The following is a 14855-nucleotide window of genomic DNA, read 5'->3' on the forward strand; positions in this document are numbered from 1 at the left end:
GATGGCCGGTTTAGTCATCGTTCTGAGTGACGTCTAAATGCGTTGGCGGCGCGCCTTCGCACAAGCGGTGCCACATGACGCGCAGCGCGCGGGACATCCCGGCCGCGATGATCTCCGGGCGGAAGTTGGGCGATTGCATGCAGCGCTCACGCATACCCGATCGCAGGCTGGCGAGAGCGGAAAGGTCGCCGGCCCAATGCAATGCCTTCTGCACGAAATCCGGCTTGTCATGCGCGAGGAATGTCTCCAGGCCGGCGTGCGAAAAAATAGCCGCGCCGCATCGGCTAGCGACCGTCTCGCCTGGAAGCGTGACGGTGGGCACGCCCATCCATAACGCGTGAAGTGACGTGGTCGCGCCGGCATAGGGAAATGTATCGAGACAGATGTCGACCTGATGATGCTGTAGCAGATACAAGGGAATGGTCGTGCGTAGGCGAATATCGAGCCGTTCGCGGCTGATGCCCTCCTTGGCAAACCAGTCAATTACGTTGCTGGCGCTTTCCTCGTCGGTCATCGCCCCCAGTAGCATGCGAGCAGTAGGTATTGCCCTCAGCACTTGTGACCATAGCGAGATGACCTCCGGACTGAGTTTGTTCAAACGGTTGAAACTGCCGAAGGTCACGTAGCCGTTGCGCAGGGCTGGCAATGGGTTGATCGGAGGCGCCATGTCCGATGGAAGAAATGGAGCGCAGGCCGGCAGATAGGCGATCTTTTCCGTGAACTGGTCGTCAAAGTCGCCGAAGGGGACCAAATGGCGATCCGAGACATAGTAGTCCATCGTACTCAGGCCGGTTGTGCCGGGGTAGCCCATCCAGCTGGCCTGCAGCGGAGCCGGCTTTTGGGCGAAGGTTGTCAAGCGATTCCGCTCTGTATGCCCTGACAGGTCGATAAGAATGTCGATTCCGTCGGCACGAATTCTGTCAGCCAGAGCAGAGGCACTCATGTCGGCAACCGGATGCCAGTGAGCAAACAGGCCGCGCAGCCGTTGAGTGACGGCGTCTTCCGCTGTGTGGGTGTAATAGGCGTGTAGAGACAGATGCTCGTCGCGGGCGAGGTGAACCAATACCGGCTCAATATAATTGGCGACGGCATGGTTAAACAGATCCCCGGAGACAAAACCGATCTGCAGGCACCGGTCGGGCGTACGCGGGTTGCGGTGGGGGCGCCATCGCTTTCGAGCCTTTGCCTCCACGCGTTCGCCGAACCGACGATGTTCCGCCGCCAGCTCTAATGGGGTTACGCGTTCATTGAGGGTGAGGCAGAACAGCAGCTCCTGATGAACCGTGTCAGCGTCCGGTTCAATTTCAAGCGACCGGCGAAAACACGTTTCGGCCTCGGTGAGTTGTCCTTGCTCAAGAAGAACCAAGCCGAGGACCGCATGAGTCAGTGCGGCTGCAGGATTGATTTCCCGTGCCCGTCGAGCGCTGGCTTCCGCTTGCGCAAACCGACCGCGGACGCGCAGGGCATCACTCAAGATCCGATGCCCCTCGTCGTCATCGGGCTCGATTTCCAGTAGCCGCTGGCATGTTGATTCGGCCTGCTCAAGTTGCCCCAGTGCACTCAGGACTTTCGCCAGGATTTGTAGCACCTGGACGTCGGTCGGCTCCAATTCGAGGGCCTGTTGCAAGGGCACTCGCGCTTGCTCAAGCTGCTTCTGCTTGAACAGCGCGCTTCCAAGCACTTTCCAGCCAACCACAGACGACGGATAGCGGGTCGTGAAACGCTTCGCCGCCGGAATCGCTTCTGCAGTCCGACCGCGGTTGTACAACGACAACAGACTGCTGGCTTCTTTGGGACTGGGGTCTTGCTCTCGCTTTTGAGGCTTCGCCTTACTCGCCAATGTTTGCAACACGGGCGTATCTGGCTGGACTGAATTGGCATCACCATGCTGGTCGGTCTTGTGTTCCGTGCCAGGGGCAGCTGCCAGCGCGCCTTCCCATCGGCCGAATTCCGGCCGTGCCACCAACACGGTCAGCAGTTGCAACAAGGGACCCTGGAGGCCCCGTTGCTGCCCAGCCTCCAGCACCTGCCACGCAGCATCTTTCCGTCCAGCGCGAACCAGCGTGTTGGCGTAACTGACCCAGAATTGCTCGTGATGGGGATTCGCGGCAATCGCCGCCTCCAGGTAGGGCAGCGCCTCCTCAAAACGTCCCATTTCGACCGCGAGGATACCGAGATTGTGATTGGCGTCGGCATGGTTGGGCTGGATTGCCAGAACCTTCTTAAAAAGAACCTCAGCCTGCTCCGTATTGCCGCCCCGGTGTTGATCGATCGCTTTCTGCAGTGTCACTGCGACCCGGTGTTGATCGAACACATTCTTCAGTGTCGATGCGGTCTGAAGATGGGACAGCAGTTCAGCATCGTCAGGCAGAAGCGCACTGGCTCGCATGAGCGGCACCAGTGCCGCCTCAAAGCGGCCCTGCTCCAGCACTGCAATTCCCAACATTTTCCAGCCGAAGCCATGATCGGGCAATGAGGTGGTCATCTGCCGCGCGAGCACTTCGACAGTGTCATGAAGTCCTTGTTCGGACAGCGCGACCAGAGTCTCAATGAATTCGACAGCTAAGGCGCTCGCCTGCTCGACGGACAGGGTTTCGTGCGACGCGGCGGCAGTTTCCACCTCGTCGACGGGAAATCCTTGTCGCCGGGCCCGTTCCAGTACCTCGCGCGCCTCGTCAAGTTGCCCGGTCAACTCGAGTGCCTGGATATAACACGTCCAGAAAGCCTCGCAATCGGGGGTTGCCTCCACCGCCGTGCTGAAAAACGGCAGCGCCTGAGCTGCCTGATTCTGTTGCACTAGAAGGATGCCGAGGTTGTGGTTCGCGTCAGGGTGATCCGGGCGAATTTCCAGAATCGCGCGATAAGCCCGCTCAGCATCGTGGAAACGCTCTGCGCTGTGATGCGCAACGGCCCGCTGCAGCTCGTCGTCAGTGGCGATGGGTTCTTTCATCTGTAGGAATTGTGCAATCCGGTAAGGTGCCAGTTTCGAGCAGTCTAACCGCGGGACTCGCCGGCCAAATCGGCGAGTAGACCCTTGATTCACCCACAATTCAAACAAGTACAACGCACACAAGGCAGATACAAAAAAGCCGCGCGAGGCGCGGCTTGAGCCCAGCGGGCGGCTTCGTCACCGCCTGAACCGCCCTCCCCCACCACCAAAGTTCCGCTGCCCCTGAAACTGCCCACTCGCGCGCGCATTCCCAAGATCATGCCCCTGCTTGAGCGAGTCGAGCTGCTGGGTCTGACCGGCGTTCGGCTGAACCGGCTGCCAGCCGCTGGTGCTGTGCTGCTCCCAGCCGCCGCCCTGATCATGCCGGTAAACGTTGCCGTTGCTGCCCGCATAGACATTGCCGTTGTTCCACGCAACCGCGTTACCGGTGTTCTTATTGCCCACCACGCCGCGCGAGCCCGCCTGATGATCGCCTGAATTCGTGTTGCCGGTTACGCCCCCTTCAGCCACGCCGTAGCGGCCGGTCTGCGCGTTGTAGCCGGCGCGCTGCCCGCCCGCCGCGTAATCGCCGGTGCCCTGGTTGCCCACTACGCCGCCACGTCCCGCACCGCTGCGTCCCGTCGACGGATTGCTGAACGAGCCTTGCCGTCCCGCCGCATAGTTGCCGTTGTACGCATTCTCGACGGCGCCACGGCTCCCCTGGTAATGAGCGCCAGTGTACGGATTGAAACCGGATACGGACGACCCCGCCCAGCTGTTGCCGGTCCAACCGTTCCAGCCGCTCGCGTGGGTCACGGTGGCCTGCCCTCCCCAGCGGCCGTAAATATTCGCCTGGTTGACGTTCGCGTATTGCCAGCTACCGCCCCAGTACGGCCCCCAGTACGGCGACGGTGCGCCCCACGTGGCGCCGATCGCAAAGCCGAAGGCGAAGCCCACCGTGGTGCCGAGCGCGAAGCCCGCGCCGTAGCCATAGGTGGCCGGGTAGCCATAGTAGACGTCACCGACATACGGCGCGTACACATAGCCGGTGCCGTACACGACCGTGCCATTCGCATTGACGACCACGCCCATGTAGCCCGGCGTGTAGCCGACCACCACCGTATCGGGCGTCGCCGAATACACGTGAACGTAGGTCACGTAATGCACGGGCGAAGCCGCCGGAATCGTATAGATCGCAGCCGGCACGGTATCGGCGACATGCCACGGGCCGCTCGCCGCGCTCGCGGTGAACCAGATCCCGTTGGCGACCGCGAAGAATTGCGAAGGCGCGGTCTGGATCACCGGCGTCGCCGTGTTCACTGCATACGACAAGGACGTTCCAGCGATGCCGGCGAACTTCGGCGCGCCGTCATAACCGACCGTCAACGCAGCGGTCTTGCGCGACACGGTCGCCGTCTGCGGGATGGTTGCGGCGATCGCCGCCTCTTTCGCCTGCGGCGTGCCGGGCACGGAGACAAGCGCGTTCGCATGCGGGTCGTCGGCAGCGATCTTCGAGAAGTCGGCGGGCAGGCTCTTGCCGTCGACAAAGGTCCACGGTCCGGAGAGGCTCGCCGCGCTGAACCAGCGGCCCGACAGCAGCAGGTAGTAGTGGTTGTCGCGCGGTTCGACGAAGAGCGCATGGTCGGCGTTGGCGACGGAGAGCAGATTCACGCCTTTGACCGGTTGCAGCTCCGGCTTGCCGTTCGTCACCACCAGTTCGGCCGGCTGTGCGGCAACCACCACGTCCGGCGCATGCGCAGGCTTCTTGCCGTCCGTGGGCAACATCGGGTCCGACTTGAGATTCGCTTGCGCCTTGTTCGCGGCGGCGACCAGCTCATGCGGCGGCGTTGCGTCCAGGCGCCATGGGCCATTGAGCGCGGTCGCCTCGTACCAGAAGCCCGCGGCATTCAGATGCAGCGTGCCGCTTGCGTCTTTGAGCACCATCGCCCGAGTGTTGATCAGACGTTGATAGTGCGTGTCGCCGAGCGCACGCCAGTTCGCGTCGCCGTCGACCAGCACGAGTAACGTGGGACGTTCGGCGAAGATGATGTTGGGCACAGTGTTCTGCACCGCGAGGCCCGGTTCGCCGCCTTCGTGGGTGCTGGCGTAGGTGGCCTGCAACTGTTCGAGCGAGGTGGTGAGGCCGTCTTTCGGAATGCGCGCCTGCAAGGCTGCTTTGACGCCGGCGGCAGCGGACGGCGTGGTCGGCATGTCGACCTGGTCGAACACGATGTCGAGCAGTTGCACCGTCGAACTGGTCTTGTCGATTTCAGCCCGCGCGGTGAAATGCGCGACACCGTAGTTCGGCGTGGCGCTCTTCGCGCCGACTGCGAAAGCCGCTCGGCCTTCGATCCGGTTGCCCTGCCACACTTCCACCTGCGGCTGATACAGCTCGATACGCTGCTGGGCGTTATCGAAATCGCGTGGCCAGACTGTCGGCAGCGGCTGCACGGCGGCAGCGGCGAGCGCTTGAGCAGGCACGACGAGCGTCGCGGCCAACGACGTGCACACGCCGGCCAGGAGCAACAACGATTGCTTTATCGGGGTTTTCATTGCACCTCATTCCTTCAATATGGATAGCGAAAACTCGCAGGCGGCGGCCGGCGTTCGCACCGTGCAGCAACCGTTTGTTGCGCCTCCCTCTGCGATCTCCACTGAACTGGTTGATTCTCTTCAGCGCCAGGCGCTGCCCACCTGCACATAAAAAGCGTTCTGCCCCGGCCCGTGCGCGACGTCGATCCCCATCGACACGCCGAGCTTGCGAGCGATCAGATAGCGAAAACCTGTGCCAAAGCCAAACGCGGTCGGCGCATCCGAAAACGAATGCAGATGGCCATAGGCTTTACCCACACCGCCGAAGCCGAGCACCGACCACCGCGGCGTGACGTTCCAGCGGATTTCGGCTTCCGCTGTAAGCTGGTTGTTGTCCTGAAACTTCGCATCGGACACCCCGCGCAAAGACACATACGGTTGTGCGAAAAACGGAATGTTTCCTTGCGAGAAGCCAGTGTCGGCACGCAGGCCGAGCACCCAGCTCTTCGACAGCGGAATCCATTGGTAGCCACGCGCCGTCTGCTCCTGAAAGTTGGTGGAACTGCCGAGCCCGCCGCGCGCGAGGTCCGCTTCGAGCTCCGCGTAGGTGCCGCTCGACGGATAGAACATGTTGTCGCGCGTGTCGTAATCGACCACTATGCCACCCTTCGCGACGCGCTGATCTTTCTCGAACTGGCGAATGCTCACGGGGATAGTCGAACTGAAGCGTGTGGTCGCGTCGAAGAAGGTGTAGCGTGGACCGACATACCAATGGCTGTTGCCGATCCGGAACAACACCTGCTGCACCACAGCGATCCCGTCGAGCTGATACGCGCGCGGCTGATTCTGGATACCGTAATAGTTCAGATGCAGCCCCACCTTGCCGACCACGCCGAGATAGCGGATGTGATCGTCATCCCATGTGTGGAAGTGCATCAATCCCGCGCCCCAACTATGGCTGCCAGTCGCAAAGCCACCGAGGCCGGTGATGTTCGGTGGTGCCTTGGAATCGTCGGGCGCGTCGGCACTTTTCTTCGGCAACGAGAAGTAGAGCAGACCGAGGCCCAGCCCGTAGCCGACTGCGGGCTCGGTGATAAGCGTCGGCACCGGCAACACGCCACTATGCGTCAGCAGCAGATTGCTCATGTCGAAGGCGCCGTCTTCGGGGTCGGTGAATTTCGACTCGGCATGCCCGTGTCCCGACATAACCAGCAACGCAGCGGCCGTCGCCGAGGCGCACAACCGGCGGCTGCGATGCCCGTCGCCCTTCATGGGCGACGCGGCGGCGTCGGAAAACGGCACACGCAAGAAACGACGGATCACCAGATGCATGCTCCGTTACTGGAAGGTCGCACTGACCGTCAGTTCCACCGCATTCCCCTTAGGCCGGTTGCTGACGTTGAACTCGTTGACCCAACGCAGCGATGCCGACACCGGCGTCTTCTGAACCTTGCCCGACCACGTGACCATCGGTCCAATACCCACCGAATGCCCCTGATTGCCGCCGGTGACATCCGCCAGGCCGCCACTGTCATGACCGAGCTGCTGGATGTAGCCACCCACTACGCCCACGCCCCACCCCCCGCCGAAGCGCTTGAGTGCCAACAGGTCGAGCACGCTGAGCGGCGCGTTGTGATAGTGGGTGTCGTTATTGGGCGTATAGAACTCGACGCCGTAGTTCAACGACAGCTCGATCTCCTCTTTCGGGAACAGCTTCGTATAGGAGACCGTCGGTGTGAAGGTCCACGTGTTCTGCCCTGCATTCGCGAGGCGGCTCGACGTGTAGGCGCCGGTTGGCGCATAGATCTGCAGGCTCAACGCGATGTGGTCGGTCTTGGTCAGGTGATAGCCCGCCACGACCGGCGTGAAGAAAATGTCGGCGAACTGGGTACCGTGATCGTTCGGCAACAGGCCATGAAACGACGACACATTGGTGTACTGGATCGGCACACCGAACGACGACGCGAAGTTCCAGCCGCCCGCAGTAATGCCCCACGTCTTGACCGCGTTGACCAGCGTGTACACGATCGAATAGTCGAGGCCCGAGGTGATCTTGCCGGCGATCGGAATGGTCTTGCTTGCGCCCAGCGAGCCTTCGTAATAGATCGTGTTGGCCGACACGATCCAGTCGCTGGTCGGCGGCACCACCCCGGCGTACGGTGTAACCTGCATGCCCGTGATCGGTCTGCCAATGCCTCCTTCAGTAGCCCATGCTTGCTGTGAGAGACCCACACCGGCGGTGGTAAGAAGCGCACCCGTGCACAACGTGGCGAGTGACCGGCTTGCGGACAAACAGTTTGGGCGACTCATAGTCATCCTCATAAAATTGGTCTTCCGCATTCTCACTCTACGGAATGGAGTGTTGGCAAACTGCGGCGGCAAGCCGCACGCATTCGCAACGGTGTGTTTCTCACGGCTGGCGCACAACCGGCGGCGGCGTCCAGCTGCCGTCGAGCGCCGATTGCTGCGGCCAATAGGCACGGACGTAGAGCGAGAAAGCCTCATTGGCCGGCGCCGGCAGCCAGTTGGAGACCTTGTCGTCACCGGGGCTCGTGCTCTGCACGTAGAGCGTCAGCGAGCCGTCGGCATTGAACTTCAGGTCTTTGTTCTTGGTGCCGAGCGAGTAGCGGTTCTGCGCATTCGGTGAAAAGAAATGATGCGAGTTATACAAGGTCAGCGACCAGAAGCCTTTGACCGGCGGCAACCTATCTTTAGCAAACGTCACCGTGTAATGCGCGTTGCCGTCGAGACGCTGACCGGATGCGTCGGCATCGGCATAGAAATACTTGGTCTCGTTAGGCTTGTTGACGAAGATGTTCGATTTCGCCACCGCCGTGCGCGTAAAGTAGTCCGTGCCAAATGCGGCGCCGTTGCTGATGGTGTTCCAGTTAGCCGGCAGCCGCTTGCCGAAGGTGTTGAAGTTGAACAGCGGCGTGACCAGATTCGTCTCCGTCTTGGCCGCTTCGTCGGCAATCGCGGCCTTGAGCGCCGGATCTTTCTGCGCCGCCGCGATCAGCGCGCGAGCCTGCGCGTAGAGGGCTTCTTCGCCGCGTTGCGGCGGCGTCGCGTCGAGCACCACGGGCAGCATGTCCCAGAAACGGTTCGGATCGACCCATTTAATCTCTTCCGCGCTTGCGCCCGCTGAACTGTCGCCGGACTTACCGAAGCTCGGCAACTTCGACCAGTCGGTCTCCTTGACCTTACCGTCGTACTCGGCGAGCGGATACAGGCCAACCTTTGCAATCACCGACTGCACGGCCGCGCGATCTTCAGGCGTGTCGTCCATGAAAATGCGCGGAATAAAACTGCCGACACCGGTCGGCGAGCGGAACACCTGGCGAATGCCCTTCGGCACCTGGCCGTGCCAGTCAGGACCCGCTAACAGATAGAAGCCCGGACGCGTGCCGTACATCTTGCCGAGACTCGCGAACCCGTCGGTGCGCAAATCGACAGCCTGATAGACCCAGAAGCGTTTGCCGAAATCGGGCACCTGCACGACCACCGGCGTCTGGTTCAGATCGAGGATCGAAGAGCCGTAGACAACATCCTGATTCGGACACGCGACAAATCGCTCCTGCGGCTGGATATAGTCACGCAGCATCGACAGATGATTGGGCGGCGCAACCGGCACGATGCCGCCGTTCAGACCCGGCTGCGGTACCTGCTTCATCGCCACCAGGCGGCCATAGACGTTCACCATCGGCCACGCCCAGAAATAAGTCTGGCGCGCCACCAGCCGTGCGTATTCTTCCGAGATCGTGTAGCCGGCGATTGGGCCCGATACGGACGCAGTGGAGACCGTCGCCTGGGCGGGCTGGTCCTGCTGTGTCTTCGCCAGAATGGGGGTCGCGACCGATGCCAGTACGGCCGCCGTGACCCATGTTGCGGTTTTCTTGTTCATAGTGTTCTCAGATTCGTCCATGCCCGGTTCAGCGCTTTTGCGGCTTTGGGAATTTCCAGCTGCCGTCGAGCACCGCCTTATCCGGGCCATAAATCCGCATGATGAGGGTGTACGCACCGGTGGGCGCCGGCAACCAGTTCGACGTCTTGTCTGCACCCGGCGACGTGTTCTGCACGTAGATATCCAACGAGCCGTCGGTGCCGTACTTGAGACCGCTGGTGCGATCGCCGATCGAGTAACGGTTGATCGGATTCGCGACCAGATGGCGCGCGGGCAGGTCGTACAGGGTCATCGACCAGAAGAACTCCGCGGGCGGCAGGTCCTTCTTGTCGAAGTGCAGCACATACGGCTCCGAGCCGAGCAGTTGGTGGTCCTCGCCGTTCACGCGTGTGCCGACGTACACCGCCTCTTCCTTGGTGTTGCCGTAAATTCCCATCGCCGCCGCGACGGCGCGTGTGGTGTAGTCGTCCTTCATATCTGCACGGCTGCCGAACAGGTTGAACGACCCAGTGGTGTGTTTTTCCGCGTCGCCCAATGCAGCTTTGCCGTCCGCAACACCTGCTTCGAGCGCGGCGCGAGTTTCCGGCGGCAAGGCGGCCGGATCGAACGGCGCACCCGGCGCAATGCCGATCTTCGCGAAACGCGCCATCAATTCCTTCTCGGACGGCTGCGGCGGCTGCGTGAACTGCAACATGAAGTTCAGATAGGCGATGAAGTCGACTGAGGTCGCCTTCGCTTCATCCCACTTCGGAAAATCGACCTTGGCGACGGGAGGCGGTGCAGCGGTGTGCTCGAAGGCAGATAGCGGCGTGAGCTTGTACTGCTTCTGGATCGCCTCGACGTTCTTGACGTCGCTCGCGCCGTTGAGCGCCGTGCGGCCCAGCGTCAGGATCAAGTCCGTCTCGGAGCGGAACACCTTGTCGATGCCCTTGGGCGTGTCGCCGTGCCAGTTCGGTCCGGCGAACAGATAGTGACCGGCGCCGTTACCCGTAGTGCGCGAACCGACATATGCGAAGTTATAGGTAAACAGGTCGATCCACTGAAACACGTAGTAGCGCTTATTCGGGACCGCGGGCACCGTCAGCACCCACGGTTCGCGACGCAGGTCCAGCCACGCCCACGAGTACGGCGTGTCGTTGTTCGGCGTGACGATATCCTTGTTCTCAGGACCGTACGGATGCGAGTAGTTACGGAATTTGCCAAAGCCACCCACATAAGACTTCGAGCTCGGATCAAGCGCCTGCTCGTAGAGGGTCTTGTAGTTGAATAGCATTGGATACGCGTACAGATACGCATCCCTCGCGATGGTGCGCGCCTCTTCCGGGGATGCGGTAACGGTCGCGGATGGAGCGGTGGTCTGGGCGGCGGCTTGCGTGTACGGCAACACGGTCAGCGACAGGCCTGCGAGTACTGCGCCCATCTTGAGGAGTTTAAGAAGTGTCATGTTTGCTTGCTCGGTGAGTTTCTGATCTATTTGCCAAACGTCATGTTCAGACCCGCGAAGATCGTGAACTTCGGCACCCCCGCGCCAGAATGGGCGACGGAGTACTGCGGTTCAATGAATGCGTTGTAGATGGTCGAGCCGCCCTTCCACGCCTTGCCGGCACCGAGGCCGACCGGAATGTAATAGCTGCCGTGCTGCAAGTCGAAAGTCCAGGTGCCGGTCGAGCGGATGTACCAGCCGCCCGGCAGGTTGAAGATGCCGAACGGCTGCGCGGTGAGCGACTGCGTGGTGGGCCGGCTGCTTTGACCGGCGAACGAGTGTTGCCACTGCACCAAGGCGCCCAGCAGCCGCGCCTTGTTCGCGCTGACGGCGACAGCGGCAAGACCGGCCTGCCACTTGCCGGTGCCGAGGCTCGGATCAGTGGCCGTCGGCATGGTCACAAGCGGGCCGACACCGACCTGCACGTCGCCTTGGGAGAGCAGGAAGATGTCGAATAGGTTCAGGTCGCCGAGGCCGGTGTTATAACCGCCGCTTGGATCGGGCCGCGTGCTGACCGGCACCGTGGCCCGGAAGATTTGCGGCACGCCGATCACGCTGTTCGGGCCAATCGGCACGGTGGGACGCAAGAGCAGATCGTTCGTATGCGCACTCGCGCCAAACACGCTCGGCGTGTAGTAATTCTGAATGTTAAATGAGGCAGCCACATTGAGCGGGTTATTGCTCTTATTGGCTTCGTCGGCCGATGCCTGAGCGGACGCGGGCGACAGCAACACTGAGGCGGCATATAGCGCTGCCGACCAAACCACCCATTTACATCCCATTCCCGCACCTCGTACATGCGCATTTTTTATAGGCGAACGCATTCCTTCGCTCGACGCAAATAAAGCCAATGAAAAGGCATTCGTGTTTTGTAATTCAATCGAAGCCAATCGCAGACGTGTGCTCGTCCACCTGGCAGCTCCGCGTAGTCGCGGACGATATGCAAAGCAGATGAGGCGTGCGATTAAATCGCGCTACACCGATCGAACAAGCTGAAAAGACAGTACGGCCAGATACAAAGCTTGCATGGACGCTCCTTTCAAACTGAAGATACGCCGCGCCAAACTAGGCATGCGGGAGGTAGAAAGTTCCCAACATGGGGCATCGTTGCGGAATACTAGCAAACGTTTCCGTAGACTACAGAGATAAATTTGTAACACGATCGAAAGTTCGGAAATTTCCGACCGAATTAGTCTTTTAAAGCCATTCTTATTGCATATTTCTGCCGCAATTTTTGGCACTTGTTCGCCCGACTCTTAAGCAGAGGCATAACGACGAATGTCTTTGCAAATTAATGACATTGACGCCATCGCACAAAAAATTAACAGAATGGGCTGCAACAATCACCGCGTCCCATTAGACTGGCGCTCGCTTTAGATTCGACCCACCGTATTTGATGAGGCTTTCATGATTCGCACGATGCACCGGTACTGCATTGCTTTGACCGTCATGGTTCTTTCAGCTTGCACCGTGACGCCGCACCACGACGCGAGCGAGCCGCCGGCCGGCGCGTCGACCGCCGCAGCCCTCGGGTCGTGGAACGACACCACGACCAAACGCTCGATCGTCGATTTCGTCACGCTTGTCACGACGCCCGAGTCGAAGGATTTCATCGCGCGCGCTGACCGTATCGCCGTGTTCGACAACGACGGCACGTTATGGCCGGAGCAACCCGCCTCCGTGCAACTGGTGTTCGCGCTGCAACGGGTGAAGACGGTGGCCGGGCGGCATCCGGAATGGAAGCGGCAGGAACCGTTCCGCTCGATTCTGAGAGGCAATCTGAAGACCGTTGCGGCGAGCGGCGACGCCGGCTCGATGAGACTGCTGGCGGCGGCGCAAGCCGGCATGACCAGCGATCAATTCGCGGCGCTCGTGCACGAATGGTTCGACTCCGCGAGCGACCCGCGCTTTAACCGCCCGTACGCCGATCTCGCCTATCAGCCCATGCTCGAGTTGCTCGGCTATCTGCGCGCCAATGGCTTCAGGACCTATCTGGTGACGGGCAGCGATGTCGAGTTCGTCCGCGATATCGCCCAGCGCGTGTATGGCATTCCGCCCGAGCAGGTGATCGGCAGCACCGTCAAATACAAGTACAGCCAGACAAACGGCGCCGTTGCATTGACCCGGCTTGCGCAGGTCGACAATCTTGTCGACGGCGCGGCCAAACCGCTTGCGATCGACCGTGTGATCGGCAGGCGTCCGGTGATTGCGTTCGGTAACGCCGACGGCGACGTGCCGATGCTCGAATGGACCTCGGCCGGCGACGGCCCGCGCCTCGGGGCGCTACTGCATCACACCGACGGCGAGCGGGAGTATGCGTATGACCGCACGGCGAAAAGCGGCAAACTCGACAAGGGTCTGGACGAGGCCGGCGCGAAAGGCTGGCTCGTCGTCGATATGAAGGATGACTGGAATACGGTGTTCAAGCCGGATAGCGCGACAACGGCTGCGGCGCCGTCCAATTAAGGACGGCTTGTTGGGAAGGCCGCGCTTAAGAGGGTTTTTGCTGCAGCCGTGGATGCGGAGGCTGCGGCTTTGGCACCCGCGGAACCGTCCGACCAGCGCGGGTGCCAGGAAGGCCGTGCCCGGGCTGCGTTCGCTGTGGTCTTTGCCGCAGTATTTGCGCGACCTTCCCGGCCTTTCATCACTCGCCTAGCGCGTCAGCGTGATCGCCAGATACGTGGCATACAGCACACCGCACACCAGCAGCGCCCACACCGGCACGCCACGCTCGCGCACGTTGATCCGCAGCCATGCGGCGGCGGCAAGCGTAATCACGATGCCGGTCACCACTTCGATGCGCGGTGTCCACGGCGTCAGCAGAATCCCGATTGCGGGCAGCAAGGTGCCCTGAAACACCATCGCGCCGGTGATGTTGCCGAACGCCAGCGTGTCCTTGCCACGGCGAATCCACAGGATGCTGTTGACCTTCTCCGGCAACTCAGTGGCGATCGGAATGATCAGCAGCGACAGCAGTAGCGGCGAGACGCCGAGCGCCTGAGACACGCCCCGCACTCCGTGGATGAAGCCTTCTGCGCCCCACACGAGCAACGCAACCGCCAGCGCGAGCTGTGCCGCGATGGTCACGAGATTGGTGGGGAAGCCAAGACGCGACAACAACATCTTGCCCGGCGCCTCGGTGCCGTGGCCGGCGTCGACCAGTTTGTTCGACGCGCGAAACGTCATCACCACATACGTGATGTACACGCCGACCAGTGCCGCGCTGAACAGCGCCCGCACTATCATCTCTTCGTGCGGTACGTACATTGCCGCGGCCGCCAGCACGAAGGCGCACAGGAAGTAGTTCAGATCGCGCGTGAAGCCCGTGCGCTCCGGGGTGACCCAGCCGCCAACGCCGCGCGAGCCGAGAATCGCGAGCGTCATCAGGAACGTGGACAAGGTGGAGAGCATCAGCGGCGCGCCAAGAATCGCGCCGACGCCGATTTCCTGATTGACCGCGCTATCGGCCGTGCCGCCGGCAATCGCGAGCAGCGGGACGAGGGTTTCGGGCAATGCGGTACCGACCGCCGCGAATAGCGAACCCGTCACACCCTCGGAGATTTTCAGGCGCTCGCCGAGATGTTCGAGTGCATTGGTGAAGAGCTCAGCCGCCACCAGAATGATGACCAGCATGATGGCGAGTTCGAACAGAAGAGCGGTCATGCGCGGCTCCCTGCAAATCCAAAGGGGAAGCGGCACAACGGACGGGCAAGTGGGGAGACTGGCAGGGCACAACGATGTTTCACAGGGCAACTCCGCGGTCGGACGTAGGTGACGAACCAATGACGCACCGCGCCCCGTCCGACCAGAACGAAGCAGTGCGCCAATGGTCTCGCCAAACCGACCCGGTCGAACGCGCCATGACCCGCAGGCCAAGTATGTTGACGCGCTCTCCTTCAAAGAATGAAGGAAGGCTACTCCCCAGTGACCGAGGGATTCTAACGGGATACGCAGCTTTCAACAAGCTTGGAATCGGGTGCATGCTCCGGCGCCTCACGGCTTCCTTGCTT

The 14855-nt window shown here is 61.4% G+C and carries 9 protein-coding genes and 1 riboswitch; of the genes, 1 reads left to right on the plus strand and 8 read right to left on the minus strand.

Annotation, left to right across the window (positions count from 1 at the left end; genetic code table 11):
* Positions 1–10: 10 nt before the first annotated feature.
* The 7 genes from KHO23_RS19340 to KHO23_RS19370 all read right to left on the minus strand — a co-directional run bounded on the left by KHO23_RS19340 (position 11) and on the right by KHO23_RS19370 (position 11627).
* Entirely contained in the window at positions 11–2950 is a 2940-nt protein-coding gene (locus tag KHO23_RS19340) for an O-linked N-acetylglucosamine transferase family protein (protein WP_211612871.1), read from the minus strand.
* A 177-nt stretch (positions 2951–3127) separates the two neighbouring features.
* A complete protein-coding gene (locus KHO23_RS19345) occupies positions 3128–5482 on the minus strand; it encodes a carbohydrate-binding family V/XII (RefSeq protein ID WP_211612872.1) in 2355 nt (784 codons plus the stop codon).
* A 120-nt stretch (positions 5483–5602) separates the two neighbouring features.
* Positions 5603–6784 (minus strand): BamA/TamA family outer membrane protein, encoded by a 1182-nt coding sequence (locus KHO23_RS19350; protein ID WP_236066923.1) that lies wholly within the window; start codon positions 6782–6784, stop codon positions 5603–5605.
* A gap of 15 nt (positions 6785–6799) precedes the next feature.
* Positions 6800–7771: a SphA family protein gene (locus KHO23_RS19355; protein WP_211612873.1), complete on the minus strand. Its 972-nt coding sequence runs from the start codon at positions 7769–7771 to the stop codon at positions 6800–6802.
* Positions 7772–7871: 100 nt separating this feature from the next.
* A complete protein-coding gene (locus tag KHO23_RS19360) occupies positions 7872–9362 on the minus strand; it encodes a DUF1254 domain-containing protein (protein WP_211612874.1) in 1491 nt (496 codons plus the stop codon).
* A 28-nt stretch (positions 9363–9390) separates the two neighbouring features.
* Positions 9391–10806, minus strand: coding sequence for a DUF1254 domain-containing protein (locus tag KHO23_RS19365; protein ID WP_236066924.1), 1416 nt, complete (start codon positions 10804–10806; stop codon positions 9391–9393).
* A 26-nt stretch (positions 10807–10832) separates the two neighbouring features.
* Positions 10833–11627 (minus strand): hypothetical protein, encoded by a 795-nt coding sequence (locus KHO23_RS19370; RefSeq protein WP_236066925.1) that lies wholly within the window; start codon positions 11625–11627, stop codon positions 10833–10835.
* 625 nt (positions 11628–12252) lie between these two features.
* Between KHO23_RS19370 and KHO23_RS19375 the strand changes: the two genes are divergently transcribed.
* Complete coding sequence (locus KHO23_RS19375) at positions 12253–13311, plus strand: HAD family hydrolase (protein ID WP_211612875.1); 1059 nt, start codon at positions 12253–12255, stop codon at positions 13309–13311.
* A 186-nt stretch (positions 13312–13497) separates the two neighbouring features.
* Here KHO23_RS19375 and KHO23_RS19380 read toward each other — a convergent pair whose 3' ends face one another.
* Positions 13498–14508 (minus strand): sodium:calcium antiporter, encoded by a 1011-nt coding sequence (locus KHO23_RS19380; RefSeq protein WP_211612876.1) that lies wholly within the window; start codon positions 14506–14508, stop codon positions 13498–13500.
* Positions 14509–14608: 100 nt separating this feature from the next.
* Positions 14609–14780: riboswitch (yybP-ykoY riboswitch) on the minus strand.
* Positions 14781–14855: the final 75 nt, after the last annotated feature.

It is taken from the genome of Paraburkholderia haematera (genome assembly GCF_905220975.1).
Classification (GTDB): domain Bacteria; phylum Pseudomonadota; class Gammaproteobacteria; order Burkholderiales; family Burkholderiaceae; genus Paraburkholderia; species Paraburkholderia haematera.

What these genes read in the sequence shown, in the direction of transcription:
- KHO23_RS19380 (WP_211612876.1), bottom strand. Translation starts at nt 14,508, where the DNA reads ATGACCGCTCTTCTGTTCGAACTCGCCATCATGCTGGTCATCATTCTG.
- KHO23_RS19340 (WP_211612871.1), bottom strand. Translation starts at nt 2,950, where the DNA reads ATGAAAGAACCCATCGCCACTGACGACGAGCTGCAGCGGGCCGTTGCG.
- KHO23_RS19345 (WP_211612872.1), bottom strand. Translation starts at nt 5,482, where the DNA reads ATGAAAACCCCGATAAAGCAATCGTTGTTGCTCCTGGCCGGCGTGTGC.
- KHO23_RS19365 (WP_236066924.1), bottom strand. Translation starts at nt 10,806, where the DNA reads ATGACACTTCTTAAACTCCTCAAGATGGGCGCAGTACTCGCAGGCCTG.
- KHO23_RS19375 (WP_211612875.1), top strand. Translation starts at nt 12,253, where the DNA reads ATGATTCGCACGATGCACCGGTACTGCATTGCTTTGACCGTCATGGTT.
- KHO23_RS19355 (WP_211612873.1), bottom strand. Translation starts at nt 7,771, where the DNA reads ATGAGTCGCCCAAACTGTTTGTCCGCAAGCCGGTCACTCGCCACGTTG.
- KHO23_RS19370 (WP_236066925.1), bottom strand. Translation starts at nt 11,627, where the DNA reads ATGGGATGTAAATGGGTGGTTTGGTCGGCAGCGCTATATGCCGCCTCA.
- KHO23_RS19360 (WP_211612874.1), bottom strand. Translation starts at nt 9,362, where the DNA reads ATGAACAAGAAAACCGCAACATGGGTCACGGCGGCCGTACTGGCATCG.